Origin of the sequence: Nocardioides sp. SLBN-35 (genome assembly GCF_006715725.1) — a bacterium.
GTDB lineage: Bacteria > Actinomycetota > Actinomycetes > Propionibacteriales > Nocardioidaceae > Nocardioides.
This window is the reverse complement of the sequence record NZ_VFNU01000001.1, coordinates 760,662-776,852: the sequence shown is the minus strand read 5'-3', so window position 1 is coordinate 776,852 and position 16,191 is coordinate 760,662. Positions and strand designations below refer to the sequence as shown.

Genomic DNA, 16,191 nt, shown 5'->3' with positions numbered 1-16,191 from the left:
GCTGGGCGTGATGCCCAGGCACCGCACCTAGAGGTCCTTCGGCAGCCGTACGGCGAGCAGCGCTCCGATCGCTGCTGCGACCGCACCCCAGCCGTAGCCGAGGGCGTACCCGACCGCGGACCCGGCGTGTGCCGCCAGCAGTGCGCCGACGACGGCGCTCGACACCGAAGCGCCGATCATCCGCATCAAGGTGTTGAGCCCGTTGGCCGCGCCGACCGCCTCGGGCGCGGTGAGCCGGACCACGAGGAACGGCAGGGTCGCGAAGGACAGGCCGATCCCCACACCGATGACGACCGAGGCAAGGACCACGACGGCGGGCCAGCGGGCGGAGCCGGCCGAGGCGGCATACCCGACGCTGCTGCAGACCAGGCCGGCCGTGAGCGCCCACCGGCCGCCGCGACGTTCGACCAGCCAGGAGCCGAGCGGGGCCGCGAGCATCATCGCCATGCCGGCCGGGACCAGGCACAGTCCTGCGACGAGGACGCTGACGGCCCTGCCGTCCACCGGGTGCCGCAGCAGGATCGGCAGCACCAGGACGTGGGTGAACATCGCGACGCCGGCGAGCACCGAGGCGGACTGGACCAGCGCCATCCTCGGTTCGATGGCCGAGTCGAGGTCGACGAGCGGGTCCGTCGTACGGCGCTCCCAGCGCCACCAGCCGACCAGCACGAGCAGGCCGCCGACGGCACACCCGAGCGTCGGTGCGCCGGCCCAGCCCCAGCGGCCGCCGTTGGTGACGGCGAGCAGCGCGGCGGTCAGGCCGACGGAGAGCAGCACGCAGCCGACGCCGTCGAAGCCCGCCCGGCCGCTTGCTCGGTCGGCCGCGGGAGACGGGACGACGAGGATCACGGCGGCGGTGGCGAGGAGGCCGAGCCCGGCGGCGACCCAGAACACCACGGTCCAGTCGGCGACCGCGGCGATCAGCCCGGAGAAGGCGACGCCGCCCGCCGTACCGATGCCCATGGTGGCGCTGATCAGCGCGGCCCCGCGCTGCAGGCCGACGCCGACGGCGATCTCAGCGAGCGCGCTGATGCCGAGCGGGATGACCGCGCTGGAGGCGCCCTGCAGCGCGCGGCCCGCGAGCAGCAGCGGGTAGTGCCCGCCGCTGGCGCACAGCACGCTGCCGACGGTCGTCGCGGCCAGGCAGCACACGAGGACCCGCTTGCGGCCGACGATGTCGGCGAGCCGACCGCTCACCGGCGTGGCCACGGCGGCCGCGACCAGGCAGATCGTCATCGCCCACGACGCCGCCTCGCCGCTGACGTCGAGTCGTGCGGGCAGGTCGCCGAGCAGCGGGATGAGCAGCGCCTGCGAGAGGATCCCGACCAGGCCGGCGGCCGCGAGCACCGCCACAACCCGGCCCTGGGCCGGGGCGGCCGGTGTCGTCGCAGCGGCGGCCGTCGCGGTCACGCGAACAGGGCGCGGGCGCCGTCGATCGCCGTACCGCGCTCGGTGTCGACGCGGAACGAGCCGTCCGCCCACACCGGCACGACCAAGCGCTCGCCCGGGAAGACGGCGCTGCTGAACCTTCCCTCGAGCAGGGTCAGGTCGGCCGGGGACGCACCCCGGGCCTCCGCCGCGGCGAGGACGGCGGTCGACATGGTCGCGAGCCCGTGCAGGATCGGCCGCGGCTGGCCGATCCGCTCCGCGGCGAGCGGGTCGATGTGGATGTGGTGGCGGTCGCCGCTGAGCCGGTAGAGCGCCGCGGCGTTCGCCGCCACATCGACCTCGATGCTCGTCGTCGGCTCACCCTCGGGGCCGGTGGTCCGGCCCGGGCCGCGCTCGCCACCGAAGCCGCCCCGGCCCGGCGCGAAGATCGACCAGGTCGCGCGGACGTACTCGCACTCGACGACGACCTCGAAGACCGCCGCCGCACCCTTGTCCCACACGTTGCCGACCCGCGCCCTCATCAGCGTGGTGCCGCTCGCCGGCATCGGGGCGAGGACCTCGAGCCGCTGGGAGCCGTGCAGGGCCGTACCGACATCGAAGGCACCGGCCGACCCGAGCACGTCGGGCGCCCACTGCGCCAAGGTCAGCGCGAAGGTCGGCAGCACCTTCAGGTCACGCTCGAAGACCAGGTCGAGCTGGTCGGCGCGGGCGCCCACCGCGAGCGCGAACAGGATCGCGTCGCGCTCGTCCCAGCTGACCTCTCGCTCGCCGAGTGACCGGCCGGCCCAGTCAGCGGTGTCGGTCACATCGAGATCGGGTTGCGTCGTCATCCTGCTACGATACCAAGCAAACGCTAGGTTTGTATGACGACCCCGGGAGCAGCCATGAGCGACGAGACCACCACCATCGAGCCGGTGGTGACGTACGACGTCCGCGACGGCGTCGCCTACGTGACCCTCAACCGGCCGGAGTACGCCAACGCGCAGAACTCCAAGGTCACCTACGCCCTCGACCGCGCCTTCACCGATGCCGTCAACGACGACGCCGTGAAGGTGATCGTGCTCGGCGGCAACGGCAAGCACTTCTGTGGCGGCCACGACATCGGCACGCCCGGCCGCGACATCCACGAGTCCTTCGAGCGCAAGGCCGTCATCTGGTGGGACCACGTCGGCGCCCAGGGCGTCGACGCGCGGTTCGCCCGCGAGTCCGAGGTCTACCTCGGCATGTGCCGACGCTGGCGGGAGATCCCCAAGCCGGTCATCGCGAAGGTGCAGGGCGCCTGCGTCGCCGGTGGCCTGATGCTCGCCTGGGTGTGCGACTTCATCATCGCCTCCGACGACGCCTTCTTCCAGGACCCCGTCGTCAAGATGGGCATCCCCGGCGTCGAGTACTTCGCCCACCCGTGGGTGATGAACCCGCGCGCCGCCAAGGAGTTCCTCTACACCGGCGGCCGCTTCGACGCCCGCCGCGCCCACGAGCTCGGCATGGTCAACCACGTCGTCCCGCGCCCCGAGCTCGACGCCGCAGTCGACGAGATGGCCCGCCGCATCGCCGTCATGCCCCGCCTCGGCCTCGCGCTGACCAAGAAGGCGATCAACCAGGCCGAGGACCTGATGGGACAGCGCGCCGGCATGGACTCCGTCTTCGGCCTCCACCACGCTGCCCACTCGCACAACGCCGAGGTCACCGTCGACTCCCTCGCCGGGCTCGACGCCGCCGCCATGGCGGAGTCGAACAAGCGGGACGCCGGCGAGCTCTGAGCCGGCACACACTCAACGCGTGCGGGCCTCCGGCAGCGCAGCCAGTCGCCGAGAGACCGTGTCGGCCGTCGTCACCAGGCGCTCCCGCCAGTGCGCCACCTGCGCGCCGGATGCTCCGGCGGGCATGCCGTGGAGCACGAGCACCAGCGCGGTGCGGCCACCAGATCGGACGGGCGCGGCGAGCGCGCGGACGTCGTAGGAACCCGTCGGCTCGAGGTCCGAAGGCTCGTAGTAGGGCGTGAGACCGTCAAGCAGGGCGCCGATGCGGCGTTCGACATCGGGCATGGCCCGCGCCTCTGAGAAGCGAGCGACCTGGTCCCAGACGTCATCGTGCTGGGGCGCCCGGAGACCGAGCGACCAGCCGCGCGAGCGCACGCGCTCGAGCATCAGCCGGTGATGCGCCCGCATCGGCGCGGAGACCGGCGTGCGGAGGTGGTGGGCCCACTGGTCCGCGGCCACGTCCGGGTCGGCGAGGTCGAGGAAGAGCGACCCGTAGGGCGGGACCAGCGGCAGCCGGCGTCCGATGTGGGTCCGGACGACCTGGTCGCCGCCCGCCCCGGCGACGACCACGACCTCGTCGTCGACGAGCGCCTGCGCGTAGCAGGGGAACCCCACCTCACGTGCCAGGTCCTCCATCGGCCCCCGTGCCACATCGGCATCCTGGAGCTGGGGGCGCAGGTCGGCGGACCAGGGCGCGACGAGGGCACGCGGGCGGAATCCGCCGTACCCGCCCTGGAAGAACAGCAGCGGGTCGCCCGCGCCGGACACCTCGAGGTGCTCGACCCGGCCGAGCACGATGTCGTGGTCACCGCCGTCGAGGACGCCTTCGACCGAGCAGTCCAGCCAGGCGACGGCACCGGCGAGCATCGGGGAGCCGCCGGGCGACAGGGCCCACGTGACGTCCGTGAACTTGTCCGCACCGCGCGAGGCGAACTGGCGGCACAGCTGCTCCTGGTCGCTCGCGAGCACGTTGACGCAGAACCGCGGCTGCTCACGGAGGGCGGCGTAGCTGCTCGACGACTTCGCCGGGAGGTAGGCGACGAGTGGCGGGTCCAGCGAGACGGACGTGAACGATCCGACCACCATCCCCAGCGGTGCGCCGTCGCGATCGAGCGCCGTGACCACGACGACTCCCGTCGGGTAATGCGCAAGGACCTCGCGGAAGCGCCGGGCGTCCCCGGCCAGCTCGGTGTCGGACACGGACATCTCCTCAGGCAGTCGGTCGGTCGGCCAGGTGGTCGCGCAGCGTGGCCCCGGCGTAGCGCTTGCGGAACAGGCCGCGTGCTTGCAGCCGCGGGACCACTTCCCCGACGAAGTCGGTCAGGCCCGCCGGCATGTCGGCCGGGATCACGACGAACCCGTCGGCGGCGCCCGCCTCGAACCACCGCTGCAGGTCGTCAGCGATGTCGTCGGGCGTGCCGACGAGGCTGCGGTGACCGATGCTCAGCCCGATCCGCTGCAACAGCTGCCGCAGGGTCAACCGCTCCTCGAGCGCGGTCCGGATGAACAGCTCCGGACGCGACACGCCGGCGTGGGCCGGGAGCTGGCCGCGCAGGTCGGGGAAGGGGTCGTCCAGCTCGTACGACGACAGGTCGAGGCCGCCGAACGACGCCGCCATGAACTGCAGGGTCGAGGGTTCGCTCACGTAGGAGCCGAGCTCGGCAGCCAGGTCCCCGGCCTCGGCGCGAGTGCGGCCGACGATCGGCGTGACACCGGGCAGCACCTTGAGGTCGCCGGCGTGACGTCCGGCCGCGACGGCGAGGGTGCGCATCTCGTCCGCGAAGGCGAGCGACGCCTCCGGGTCGACCTGGGTCGTGAAGACGAGGTCGGCGACCCGCGCACCGAGCCGCATCCCGGGTCCCGACGAACCGGCCTGGGCGAGCGGCAGCCTGCCCTGCGGCGAACGCGGAACCGTCAGTGGCCCGCGCACCCGGAAGTGCCGGCCCCGGTGGTCGAGGGACCGGATTCGGTCGAGGTCGGCGAAGACGCCCGAGGACCGGTCCGCGACGACGGCGTCGGGCTCCCAGCAGTCCCACAGCCCGAGGACGACGTCGACGAACTCCTCGCCCCGCTCGTACCGGTCCTCGTGGTCGGGCAACGTCTCCGTGCCGTAGTTCTCGGCTGCCGCGGCGATGGCCGTCGTGACGACGTTCCACCCCGCGCGCCCCTCGCTGAGGTGGTCGAGTGTTGCGAACTGCCGAGCCACGGTGAACGGATCGTTGTAGGTCGTCGAGCTGGTCCCGATCAGCCCGATCCGGCTGGTCGCGACACTGAGCGCCGAGAGCAGTGCGACCGGGTCCGGCCGCAAGGTCGCGTCGCCGGCGATGCCGGGCGAGAGGGTGAGCGCGTCCGCGACGAAGAACGCGTCGAAGCAGCCCGCCTCCGCGGTCTGGGCGAGGTGGGCCCAGTGCCCCAGGCTCAGCTCCGTGCCGGCGACGGTCCGCGGCGAGCGCCAGACTCCTTGCGCGGCGCCCATCGCCTGGGCGAAGACCGCGAGGTGCATCGACCGGCCCATCAGGACGCACGCCCGGTCCGCAGTTCCTGCGACAGCCGGGCGGAGCGGCCTTCGGCCGTGAGGCACGGTGGTCTCATGGGTCCTCCCTGAGGTCTCGACTCGTCACCGGCCCTTCGCGGCCCCGCCGTGGGGACGCGGAGCGCGGCGCCGCATCAGCCTGCAGGGGGCCGATCGCCGCCCGCACCCGCCGTGCCACTGGGTGAAGTGCGCGGGCTGCTGCACGGCACACCGAGCCACTGGCGGCCCTTGAGGGGAGTCGATAAACTACCAAGCGTTTGCTCAGGAAGGAGTGCACGATGAGCTCTGCCATCGCGAGCTCGGTCGCCCGTCCAGCGACCCGCGAAGGCGTGCTCGAGCGCGTCACGCAGATCATGGACTGCTTCGCGGACGCAGCCGGGCCGCTCGGCCTCGAGGAGGTCACCCACGCCACCGGCCTTCCCAAGTCGACCGTGTTCCGGATGCTGCGCAAGCTCCACCGGCTCGGCTGGATCCACCAGGACGAGCGCGGCTATGCGCCAGGCCCGCGGATCACCCGCCATGACGTCAACGCCGAGCACGACCAGATCCGGATCGCGGCGGCGGTCGCCCTCAACGAGCTTCAGCTCGCCACCGACGCCGTCGCCCACCTGTCCGTGATCGACGGACCAGTCATCCACTACCTCGACAAGATCGGCGGAGCACGCGCGGCGAGCATTCCGTCGCGCGTGGGCGGCCGAGTCATGGCGACAGAGGCCGTGGGCGGTCTGGCGATGCTCGCCGCGATGCGCCCCGAGGAGGTCGACGACCTGGTCGACCGACAGCACCGCTGGCACCCCGACCAGCTGACCGCGCTCCACCGGGACCTGAACCACATCCGCCGCAACCGCGGCATCGCGGTGTCCGACGGCCTACGCCTCTACGGGGGCATCAGCTCGCTCGCCGCGCCCGTGCGCGGTCCGCACGGTCCCGTGGCCGCCATCACGGTGGCGCGCCGGGGACAGCTCTCGACCGCGGTCGCCGGGCCGCTGCTGCTCAACGCCGTCCGGGCGACCGGTCGGGCCCTGCACCTGCTGCGCACGGCCTAGTGTCTTGTCACGCTAGGGCACCGCTACGAACAGACCCCGTGCCTCGACCGTCGCGACGTCGCCCCACCACAGCGCTCCGACGGTCTCGACCTTGCGGCCGCTGCGACCGACGATCTCGCCGGTGAGCCGCAGCGGCACGTCGAGCGGCGTGGCGACGCGGTAGTCCACCGTGAGCGAGGCGGTGACCGCGCGGACGGCGTGGTGCTGGACCAGGCTCGACAAGATCACGTCGAGCAGCAACGCACCCACCCCGCCGTGCAGCTTGCCGGGCGGGCCGGCGTACACCATCCCCAGCCCGGCAGGGATGGACGCGGTGGCGCGGCCGTCCTCGAAGAGCATGGCCAGGCCCGGCAGCGCCGGGTTGTCGAGATGCCAGCCGTAGTGGGGAGCACCGACCGCTTCGTCGTACGGCGTGCGGGGGACGTCGTCCAGCTGCCGCTCCCGCAGCAGCTTGGTCAATGCCCGCACCGTCGCGGCCGCCTGCGCCATGTCCGGGTCGTCGACGTCGGTGACGGCCATGGTCGACGCGAGCTCGCGAACCGCCTCGGTCAGGTCGCGCCGGGCGTTCACCGCGACTCGCGCTCCGCCCGCAGCTCGTGCAGCGGCCGGCTCACCGAGGCGTCGGTGCTGACCCGCCGCCGGTCAGCCTCCTCGACAGCCACCGGCGCCACCTCGTGCATCGTGGCGAGCGAGCGCTGGGCCAGCTGGCGATAGACGTCGGGGCCGTTCGACTTCCAGGCCAGCTGGGCCTCGTCGAGCTCGCGGAGGACCTTCGCCGGACTGCCGATCACCAGCGAGCGTGGCGGCGCGACGAAGCCCGCGCTGACCACACTGCCGGCGCCGATGAGCGAGTTCTCGCCGATGCGGGCGCCGTCCATGACGACGGAGTTCATCCCGACCAGCACCCGCGGCTCGAGCACGCAGCCGTGCAGGATCGCGCCGTGGCCGACGTGGCTGCCCTCACCGAGGACGCAGTCGGCGCCGGGGTAGACGTGCACGACGCAGCTGTCCTGGACGTTGGAGCCGGCCTCGATCCGGATCCGGCCGAAGTCACCGCGAAGACTGGCCGAGGGGCCGATGTAGCAGCCGGGACCGATGATCACGTCGCCGATCACATCGGCGGACGGGTGCACATAGGACGTCGGGTCGCAGACCGGGACGACGCCGTCGATCTCGTAGAACGGCACGGTCAGGCCTTCATCCCGCCGTCGACCACGAAGTCCTGGCCGGTGCAGTAGCTCGCCGCGTCGCTGAGCAGGAAGGTCACCATCGCGCTGACCTCGTGGGGCTGCGCTGCCCGCGGGACCGGCAGGTTCGCAACCACACCGCCGCCCTGGCGCGAGGCCTCCGAGAGCATCGCGGTGTCAGCGGCGCCGGGCAGTACGCAGTTGACGCGGATCCCGCGCTCGCCGCCGAGGTCGATCGCAGCAGCCCGGCTCACGCCGCGCAGCGCGAACTTCGAGGCGCCGTACGCACTGCTCCCCGGCCAGGCCGCCAGGCCGGCCACCGAGGCGATGTTGACGATCGCGCTACCCGGGCGCATGTGCGGCGCGAACGCCTGCATGCCGTGGACGGCGCCCATCACGTTGACCTGGAAGTGCCCCTCGAACATCTCCGGCGACGTCTCGAGGAAGTGCGCGTACTCGCACCGGCCGGCGTTGTTGACCAGGCCGTCGACGCGGCCGTACCTCTCGAGGACGAACGCGGCGAGCTCGGCCCACGCCTGCGGCGAGGTCACATCGAGGGCGGCCGAAGCGTGCCCCTCCCCCAGCTCGGCCGCCACCTCGGCGACGCCCTCCGCGGCGAGGTCGGTCACGACGACGGTGGCGCCGGCCTGCGCGAGGGTGCGCGCGTGGGCGGCGCCGAGGCCGCGACTGGCACCGGTCACGACGACGACCTTGTCGGTCAGGTCGACGAGCGGGTGGGGTGCGGTGTCCGACATGTTCATCTCCTCAGGGTTTCACATAAACCAAGCGCTTGCTAGGTTTCGTTCATGACGACGATCCATCACGTGGGCATCACGGTCAGCGACATGGCGCGCTCCCTCGCGTTCTACGAGGACCTGCTCGGCGGCGAGCGCCTCGGTCCCTACGAGCGGCGTGGCCCGCGCATCGACGCGGTCACGGGCTACCCGGGCGTGGTCGTGCGCCAGGCGTTCGTCCGCGCCCAGGAGGGCACGACCGTCGTCGAGCTGCTGCAGTACGACGGCGGGTCGGACGTCGTGCTCGACCCGGACAACGGCCACGTGGGCGCCGCGCACGTCGCGATCACCGTGACCGACCTGGACGGCACACTCGATCGTCTCCGTGCCGCGGGGACCACTGCGCTGTCGGACCCGATCGTGGCCAGCGAGCCGATGGCCGGGTGCCGCGTGGTCTATGTGCTCGACCCGGACCGGGTCCGCGTGGAGCTGGTCGAGCCGCCGGCTCACGACTGACCGCGTCCGCCCGCGAGGTGGGCCAGCTCGTCCTCGGTGAGGACGAGCGTGGCCGCCTGCACCGAGTCGCGCACCGACTCCGGTCTGCTCGCCCCCGGGATCGGCACGATCCACGGCGAACGGGCGAGCTGCCAGGCCAGGGCGACCTGTTGGGGGCTCACCCCGCGCGCCTCGGCGACCTCGGCGAACGGAGCGAACGAGGAGCCGAGGGACTTCGCCTCCTGCATGCCGCCGAACGGGCCCCAGGAAAGGAAGGTGAGGCCGAGCTCGGCGCACAGGTCGATGACCGGCTCGCTCCCCCGCGCGAGCGGCGAGTACTCGTTCTGCACCGACACGAGGGCGTCCCCGATCACCTCGACCGCCAGCCGGATCTGGTCACCATCGACGTTCGAGAGCCCGATCCGGGCGACGATCCGGTCGTCGACCAGGCTCCGCAGTGCCTCCATCGACTCACGGTACGGCCGCCGCGGGTCCGGCCGGTGGTGCTGGTAGAGCGGGATGACGTCGAGGCCCAGCCGCTCCCGGGACGCCAGCGCCGCGGCGCGCAGGTGATCGCGACCACCGTCGATCCACCAGGTCAGGCCGTCGCGAGTGTGTCCGCCCTTGGTGGCGATCACCACGTCGTCCAGCGGACCGTCCCACGATCGCAGCGCCGCGACCAGCGCACGCTCGTTGACGCCGTAGCCGCCGACGGTGTCGAAGCCGGTCGGTCCGTAGACGTCGGCGGTGTCGAAGAAGGTGATGCCCGCGTCGAGCGCGGCATGGACGGCACGAGTCCCGCGCTCGACATCGCTCTCCGGGGTCTGGGTGAGAGTCATCGAGCCGAACCCGATCGCGGAGATCTCGAGGTCGCCGAGGCGTCGCTTCGGAAGGCTCACTTGCCGACCGCCGTCCAGCCGCCGTCGACCGGCAGGCACACCCCGGTGGTGTGCGTTGCGTCGAGGAGCAGGTGGACGATCTCGGCAGCCATCTCCGCCGGCGTGCAGAGGCGGCCGAGCGGCGTGCGGGCCTCGACCGGGCCCACGTCGTAGCCGTGGTCGATCATGTCCTGCACCATCGGGGTGAGCGTGTGCCCCGGTGCGACCGAGTTGACCCTGATCCCCAGCCCCGCCCACTCGATCGCGAGGTTCTCGGTGAGCTGGCGCACCGCGGCCTTCGCGACACCGTAGTCGGACTGGTTCGCCCAACCCCGATAGGCGGTCGTCGACGACAGCGTCACCACGGACCCGCCCTGCGTCGCATCGAGCTCCACCAGGCGGCGGGTCAGCGCGGTCGCGGTCACGAGGGTGCCGACGACGTGGACGTCCAGCATCCGTCGGACGCCGGCGAGGTCGAGCTCCAGGGCCGGCACGAATGCGCCCCTGATGCCGTGGCTGGCCACCAGGTGGCGGACCACTCCTCGGTCAGCCTCGGCGGCCCGCAGGGCGGCGGTCACGGCGTCCGCGTCGGTCACGTCGAGCTCGTGATGGCCGACGTCCTGACGGGACGGGGTCGCGAGGTCCCAGACGGTCACGGCGTGGCTGCGCTCGCGGAGCCGGTCGACGACGGCCGCGCCGATCCCGCTCGCCCCACCGGTCACGACCACATGTCCCGTCATTCCTCCACCTCTCGTATCGACCAAGCGTTTGCTTGCGATGCAACCACCGCGCCGCCTCACCCGCAAGGCCTGTCCCCTCCAGTGGCACTGCCGCGCTCCCCGAGGTACAGTCGCCACCAAGCAAGCGCTAGGTATGGAGGACTGATGGCGGACAAGACCATGCAGCTGACCGACGTGGCGAGCCACGTCCGGTCGGGCATGACCATCGGCATCGGCGGCTGGGGGTCGCGGCGCAAGCCGATGGCCCTGGTCCGCGAGCTGCTGCGCAGCGACGTGACCGACCTGACCGTCGTCACGTTCGGCGGACCTGACGTGGGCCTGCTCTGCGCCGCGGGCAAGGTGAAGCGGCTGGTCTACGGCTTCGTCTCGCTCGACAGCATCCCGCTCGACCCGCACTTCCGTGCCGCGCGCGAGGCCGGCACCGTCGAGACGACCGAGTACGACGAGGGCATGTTCGTCGCCGCCCTTCGCGCCGGCGCCAGCCGGCTCAGCTTCCTGCCGACCCGGGCCGGCCTCGCCTCCGACGTGCTGACGATGAACCCGGAGCTCAAGACGGTCGCGTCGCCGTACGACGACGAGGTCTACGTCGCCGTCCCTGGCGTCCGGATGGACCTCGCGCTGATCCACCTCAACCGCGCGGACGCGGCTGGCAACGGCCAGTACCTCGGCCCGGACCCCTACTTCGACGACCTCTACGCGATGGCAGCGGACCGCACCATCATGAGCGTCGAGAGGATCGTCCCCACCGAGGAGCTGACCGCGACCGCCGCGCCGCAGTCACTGCTGGTCAGCCGGATGTTCGTCTCGGGCGTCGTCGAGGCGCCGGGCGGTGCCGGGTTCACCAGCTGCGACCCCGACTACGGCCGCGACGAGGCCTTCCAACGGGAGTACGCCGAAGCCGCCCGCGACCCCGAGGCCTGGGCCGCGTTCGAGAAGTCCTACCTCGAGGAGAGCACCCGATGAGCGCGACCACCGACGTCACCACCGAGGTCACCCGCGCCGAGGTCTGCGTCGTCGCCTGCGCCGACGCCTGGCGCGGCTCCGGCGAGATCCTGGCCCACGCCGTCGGCATCGTCCCGACCATCAGCGCCCGGCTCGCGAAGCTCACCTCCGAGCCCGACCTGGTCCTCACCGACGGCGACTGCTTCTTGATGAGCGAGCCGCCGCCGCTGGGCCGCAACGCGTCCGCCGGCGGGACCATCGAGTCCTGGGCGCCGTTCCGCCGGGTCTTCGAGATCCTCGCGACCGGCCGCCGGCACAGCATGATGGGCGCCAGCCAGGTCGACCGCTACGGCAACCAGAACATCTCCTCGATCGGCGACTGGCGCAAGCCGACCCGCCAGCTGATCGGCGTACGCGGCGCGCCCGGCAACACGGTCAACCACCGCACCGACTACTGGGTCAGCAAGCACAGCGCCCGGGTCTTCGTCGAGGCCGTCGACGTCGTCTCGGGCGTCGGCAACGACCGGGCGCGCGCCCATGAGGGGAGGGCGCTGCGCTTCCACGACCTCGGCGTCGTCGTCACCGACCTCGCCGTCCTCGACTACGACGACGACGGCCGGCTCAAGGTGCGCTCGCTGCACCCCGGCGTCACCGCCGAGGAGGTCGCCGAGAACACCGGTTTCGCGATCGACACCAGCACCGCCGGAACCACGCGCCTGCCCACGGCCGAGGAGCTCGAGCTGATCCGCACGGTCCTCGACCCGAAGGGGCTGCGCGACAAGGAGGTACGACGCTGAGCGCGTCGTACTCCCGTCGTCGATGCGGCTCAGGCGAGCAGTCCGCCGTGGAGCATCTCGAGGTACTGGTCGGCGAGCGCCTTGTGCTGCAGCCGGCCGCGCGGGTTGTACCAGCGCACGGTGGACCAGATCGCGTCGCGGATGAAGCGGTAGGTCGTACCGGGGTCGAGGTCGGCGCGGAAGTCCTCCTCGACCTGCCCCTGCTTGAGCACGCCCAGCCAGACCTTCTCGACGTCGAGGCTGGCCTTCTGGACGAACGCGAACTCGGGCGTCGTGGCCAGGAGCGCCGACTCGTTCTGGTAGAGCGCGACCGCGAACGGCACCTTGTGGATGGTCTCGAAGGAGTTGTAGATCAGCCCGTCGAGCGCCTCGCGCGGGGTCTGCCCGCGCTCGGCGATGTCGCGGATCTCGCCCAGCAGGTTGCCCATGAACTCGCGGAGGATCTCCGTGAGCATGGCCTCCTTCGAGTCGAAGTGGTGGTAGAGGCTGCCCGACAGGATGCCCGCCTCGTCGGCGATGTCGCGCACCGTCGTCTGCGAGTAGCCCCGCGTCGCGAACATCTCCGCCGCGATCGCCAGGAGCTGGGCACGCCGGGACGAACCCGCGCCGTTGCTCCGCCGCCGGCCGCCGCGCGCCGTAGCCTCGTTGTTGCTGCTCGCCATGACTTGATCCTTTCCCACGGTCCCTCCCGCCGGACACACAGGCCGGCCGGGACGGGCAGGACTACAGTACCTAACAAGCACTTGTTCACGAGGAGTCTCGCCTGATGGCAGCACGGACCATTCCCGCTCTCCTGGCCCAGGGGGCCGCGACCCACGGCAGCCACCCCGCCGTCGTCGACGGTGACGTCACCGTCACCTACGAGGGCCTCAAGGACCTCGCCGTCGCCGCCGCCAGGTCCTACCGCGCCGTCGGCGTGGAGCCCGGTGACCGGGTCGCGATCTGGGCCCCGAACCGGGTCGAGTTCATCGTGGCCCTGCTGGCCGCGCAGTACATCGGCGCCTCCGTCGTCCCGCTCAACACGCGCTACCGCGGCCACGAGGCGCAGGTCGTGCTCCAGCGCTCGCGGGCGGTCGCGCTCGTGCTCTGCGACGGCTTCCTCACCACCGACTACTCCACGATGCTGCGCGACGCCGGGGCCGACCAGCCCGGTCCCGTCGTACCCGGCCTGCCGCACCTGCGCACCGTCGTCGACATGAACTCAGCCGGTCGTCCCGGCACCCTGCCGTGGACCGAGTTCCTCGCCCTCGGCGAGCGCGTGTCGGTCGAGGAGGTCGAGAAGCTCGCCGCCGAGGTCACCCCGGAGACCGTGTGCGACATCCTCTACACCTCCGGCACCACCGGCATCCCCAAGGGCGTGATGAGCACCCACGCCCAGACCATCGGCGTCGCCGACGTGTGGGCAGACGGCGCGTCGCTGTCGCCGCAGGACCGCTACGCGATCGTCAACCCGTTCTTCCACGGCTTCGGCTACAAGGCCGGCGTGATCACCTCGCTCACCGCCGGAACGACCATCTACCCGGTCCTCACCTTCGACCCGGTCGCGCTCATGCAGCTCATCCAGGACGAGAGGATCACCGTCCTCCCGGGCGCGCCGACGATCTTCATCACGCTCATCAACCACGACCGTCGTACCGAGTTCGACCTGTCGTCGCTGCGCTTCGCCATCGCGGGCGCGACCTCCGTTCCCGAGACCCTCTTCGAGCAGATGCTCGACGTCCTCGGCTTCGACACCGTCGCCCAGGCCTACGGGCTCACCGAGTGCGTCGTCGCCACGGTGTCGCGCCGCAACGAGGACCCGCGCCACATCGCCGAGACGACCGGCCCCGGAGTCCCCGGCATCGAGGTCCGCGTCGTCGGCGGCGACGGCGTCGACGCCCCGGTGGGCAGCGACGGCGAGATCTGGCTGCGCGGCGCCAACGTGATGCTCGGCTACTTCGAGGACCCCGAGGCCACCGCTTCCGCGATCGACGCCGACGGCTGGTTCCACACCGGCGACATCGGTCGTCTCGACGAGCACGGCTGCCTGAAGATCACCGACCGGATCAAGGACATGTTCATCGTCGGCGGCTTCAACGTCTATCCCGCCGAGGTCGAGAACGTCCTCGCCGCCCACCCCGCCGTCATGGAGAGCGCCGTCATCGGCGTCCCCGACGACCGGATGGGCGCTGTCGGCGCGGCCCACGTCGTACTCCGGCCCGGGACCTCCGCGACCCCGGACGAGCTCATCGCCTGGGTGCGCGAGCGGCTCGCCAACTTCAAGGTCCCGCGCGACGTCGTGCTCGAGGAGGCGCTGCCGCGCAACGCCAGCGGCAAGGTGCTCAAGACGGACCTGCGGCAGGGCTGATCCGGGCTGCTGTTCGTCGAGTAGGAGCGGCTACTCGGCGAGCTCAGAGCACTATCTCTCAAACCAAGCAAGTGCTAGGTTGTCTTCATGGCGACCGACGCACGCGTCGCGGACGGCGGGCCGGGCCCGGCGCTCCACTCGACGACCTTCCGACTGAGCTACGCCGACACCGATCCGGCCGGGATCCTCTACTACGCCGCATGGTTCCCGTGGATGGAGCGGATGCAGAGCGAGTGGTTCTGGCTCAACGACCTGCGGCAGGACGAGCTCAAGCAGCGGCACGGGTTCTGGACGGTCACCGCGCACACCGCGTGTGACTACCTCGCCGCGGTCGGACTCTTCGACGAGATCCGGATCGAGCTGAGGCTCGGGGCGGTCGGGCGGCGCTCGTTCGAGATGTTGCACCGGATGGTGCGCACGGCCGACGACGAGGTCGTGGCGCGAGCGCGGATCCGCATCGTCGCCGTCTCCCCCGGCATCGACTCGGTCGAGATCCCGCCCCTGCTGCGGCAGCACCTCGACGCCTGGGCGCAGGGCGCCCGCCTCACCACCACGGACCAGACGAACGAACCGACCCCCACGGAGGCCACCGCATGAGCTACGGAACCACCCTCGTCACCGGCGCGACCGGCGGACTCGGCGCGGCGATCTGCCGCCGCCTCGCCGAGGACGGCGCCGACCTGCTCCTCCTGCACCGGCGTACGGCGCCCGACGCCCTGGTCGCCGAGCTCGGCACCAGCGTGCGCGGCACGCGGCAGTGCGAGCTCAGCGACGCGGCCTCGGTCGGCCAGGCGGTCAGCGAGCTGGAGGCCGAGCACGGGCAGGTCCGCACGGTTGTCCACGCCGCCGGCCCACACGTGCCGATGGTCCACCTGTCGAAGGTCACGCCCGAGCAGTTCGCGAACCAGGTCGACCAGGACGTCGTCGCGTTCTTCAACCTCGCCCACGCCGTGCTGCCCTCGCTGCGCGCGACCCAGGGCACGTTGACCGCGGTCACCACGGCCGCCACGGTGCGATACCCGATCCGCGACGGCCTCTCGTCCTCCCCCAAGGCGGCCGTCGAGGCGCTCGCGCGCGGGCTGGCGGCCGAGGAGGGGCGCTTCGGCGTTCGCGTCAACTGCGTCGGCCCCGGCATGCTCACCGACGGCATGGCCGAGCGCTTGATCGCCAACGGCGACCTCGACGAGCGCGCCCTCGACGTCGCGCGCACCAACATCCCCCTGCGCCGGTTCGGTACGGCGGTCGACATCGCCGAGGCCGTCGCGTTCCTGGCCAGCGATCGGGCCGGGTTCGTCACCGGGCAGAAGCTCGACATCGACGGCGGCTACGGAGTCTGAGGAGAC

18 protein-coding genes are annotated in these 16,191 nt (G+C 71.9%); 8 read left to right on the top strand and 10 right to left on the bottom strand.

Going from position 1 to position 16,191, the window contains the following annotated elements:
* Nucleotides 1–27: 27 nt before the first annotated feature.
* Entirely contained in the window at nt 28–1,410 is a 1,383-nt protein-coding gene (locus FBY23_RS03885; RefSeq protein WP_160158150.1) for an MFS transporter, read from the bottom strand.
* Nucleotides 1,407–2,219, bottom strand: a complete 813-nt coding sequence (locus tag FBY23_RS03880) for a MaoC/PaaZ C-terminal domain-containing protein (protein ID WP_141796945.1) — start codon at nt 2,217–2,219, stop codon at nt 1,407–1,409. The genes FBY23_RS03885 and FBY23_RS03880 overlap by 4 nt, the downstream gene beginning before the upstream one ends.
* A 54-nt stretch (nt 2,220–2,273) precedes the next feature.
* Between FBY23_RS03880 and FBY23_RS03875 the strand changes: the two genes are divergently transcribed.
* Nucleotides 2,274–3,149 carry an enoyl-CoA hydratase gene (locus FBY23_RS03875; RefSeq protein WP_141796944.1) on the top strand — a complete coding sequence of 292 codons (876 nt, stop codon included), beginning with the start codon at nt 2,274–2,276 and terminating at the stop codon, nt 3,147–3,149.
* A 12-nt stretch (nt 3,150–3,161) separates the two neighbouring features.
* On the opposite strand, the gene FBY23_RS03870 is transcribed toward FBY23_RS03875, so the two are convergent.
* Both FBY23_RS03870 and FBY23_RS03865 read right to left on the bottom strand, forming a co-directional pair.
* Nucleotides 3,162–4,349, bottom strand: a complete 1,188-nt coding sequence (locus FBY23_RS03870; RefSeq protein WP_160158149.1) for a flavin reductase — start codon at nt 4,347–4,349, stop codon at nt 3,162–3,164.
* A gap of 10 nt (nt 4,350–4,359) precedes the next feature.
* Complete coding sequence (locus FBY23_RS03865; RefSeq protein ID WP_222117717.1) at nt 4,360–5,652, bottom strand: LLM class flavin-dependent oxidoreductase; 1,293 nt, start codon at nt 5,650–5,652, stop codon at nt 4,360–4,362.
* A gap of 308 nt (nt 5,653–5,960) precedes the next feature.
* On the opposite strand from FBY23_RS03865, the gene FBY23_RS03860 reads away from it, so the two are divergent.
* The gene (locus FBY23_RS03860) at nt 5,961–6,728 is read left to right on the top strand and encodes an IclR family transcriptional regulator (RefSeq protein ID WP_141796941.1); all 768 of its coding nucleotides are present in this window, start codon (nt 5,961–5,963) and stop codon (nt 6,726–6,728) included.
* Nucleotides 6,729–6,740: 12 nt separating this feature from the next.
* Here FBY23_RS03860 and FBY23_RS03855 read toward each other — a convergent pair whose 3' ends face one another.
* From FBY23_RS03855 to FBY23_RS03845, 3 genes are read right to left on the bottom strand one after another with little or no spacing between them, the layout of a single operon-like run.
* A complete protein-coding gene (locus tag FBY23_RS03855; RefSeq protein WP_141796940.1) occupies nt 6,741–7,298 on the bottom strand; it encodes a PaaI family thioesterase in 558 nt (185 codons plus the stop codon).
* Nucleotides 7,295–7,915 (bottom strand): gamma carbonic anhydrase family protein, encoded by a 621-nt coding sequence (locus FBY23_RS03850; protein WP_141796939.1) that lies wholly within the window; start codon nt 7,913–7,915, stop codon nt 7,295–7,297. Before FBY23_RS03850 ends, FBY23_RS03855 begins: the two co-directional genes overlap by 4 nt.
* 2 nt (nt 7,916–7,917) lie before the next feature.
* Complete coding sequence (locus tag FBY23_RS03845; RefSeq protein WP_141796938.1) at nt 7,918–8,670, bottom strand: SDR family NAD(P)-dependent oxidoreductase; 753 nt, start codon at nt 8,668–8,670, stop codon at nt 7,918–7,920.
* Nucleotides 8,671–8,721: 51 nt separating this feature from the next.
* On the opposite strand from FBY23_RS03845, the gene FBY23_RS03840 reads away from it, so the two are divergent.
* On the top strand, nt 8,722–9,165 hold the full coding sequence (locus tag FBY23_RS03840; protein ID WP_141796937.1) for a VOC family protein: 444 nt from the start codon (nt 8,722–8,724) through the stop codon (nt 9,163–9,165).
* Here FBY23_RS03840 and FBY23_RS03835 read toward each other — a convergent pair.
* Nucleotides 9,156–10,043, bottom strand: coding sequence for an aldo/keto reductase (locus FBY23_RS03835; RefSeq protein WP_222117716.1), 888 nt, complete (start codon nt 10,041–10,043; stop codon nt 9,156–9,158). The genes FBY23_RS03840 and FBY23_RS03835 overlap by 10 nt on opposite strands.
* Entirely contained in the window at nt 10,040–10,762 is a 723-nt protein-coding gene (locus tag FBY23_RS03830) for an SDR family NAD(P)-dependent oxidoreductase (protein ID WP_141796936.1), read from the bottom strand. Before FBY23_RS03830 ends, FBY23_RS03835 begins: the two co-directional genes overlap by 4 nt.
* A 144-nt stretch (nt 10,763–10,906) precedes the next feature.
* Here FBY23_RS03830 and FBY23_RS03825 point away from each other — a divergent pair, with 144 nt between their 5' ends.
* Together FBY23_RS03825 and FBY23_RS03820 are read left to right on the top strand one after the other, a co-directional pair.
* Complete coding sequence (locus tag FBY23_RS03825) at nt 10,907–11,725, top strand: CoA transferase subunit A (RefSeq protein WP_141796935.1); 819 nt, start codon at nt 10,907–10,909, stop codon at nt 11,723–11,725.
* A complete protein-coding gene (locus FBY23_RS03820) occupies nt 11,722–12,501 on the top strand; it encodes a CoA-transferase subunit beta (protein WP_141796934.1) in 780 nt (259 codons plus the stop codon). Before FBY23_RS03825 ends, FBY23_RS03820 begins: the two co-directional genes overlap by 4 nt.
* A 29-nt stretch (nt 12,502–12,530) precedes the next feature.
* On the opposite strand, the gene FBY23_RS03815 is transcribed toward FBY23_RS03820, so the two are convergent.
* Nucleotides 12,531–13,163, bottom strand: coding sequence for a TetR/AcrR family transcriptional regulator (locus FBY23_RS03815; RefSeq protein ID WP_141796933.1), 633 nt, complete (start codon nt 13,161–13,163; stop codon nt 12,531–12,533).
* Between the two features lie 104 nt (nt 13,164–13,267).
* On the opposite strand from FBY23_RS03815, the gene FBY23_RS03810 reads away from it, so the two are divergent.
* The 3 genes from FBY23_RS03810 to FBY23_RS03800 all read left to right on the top strand — a co-directional run bounded on the left by FBY23_RS03810 (nt 13,268) and on the right by FBY23_RS03800 (nt 16,185).
* Nucleotides 13,268–14,848: an AMP-binding protein gene (locus FBY23_RS03810; RefSeq protein ID WP_141796932.1), complete on the top strand. Its 1,581-nt coding sequence runs from the start codon at nt 13,268–13,270 to the stop codon at nt 14,846–14,848.
* An 87-nt stretch (nt 14,849–14,935) separates the two neighbouring features.
* The gene (locus tag FBY23_RS03805; protein ID WP_141796931.1) at nt 14,936–15,445 is read left to right on the top strand and encodes a thioesterase family protein; all 510 of its coding nucleotides are present in this window, start codon (nt 14,936–14,938) and stop codon (nt 15,443–15,445) included.
* Complete coding sequence (locus tag FBY23_RS03800; RefSeq protein ID WP_141796930.1) at nt 15,442–16,185, top strand: SDR family NAD(P)-dependent oxidoreductase; 744 nt, start codon at nt 15,442–15,444, stop codon at nt 16,183–16,185. The genes FBY23_RS03805 and FBY23_RS03800 overlap by 4 nt, the downstream gene beginning before the upstream one ends.
* Nucleotides 16,186–16,191 lie beyond the last annotated feature (6 nt).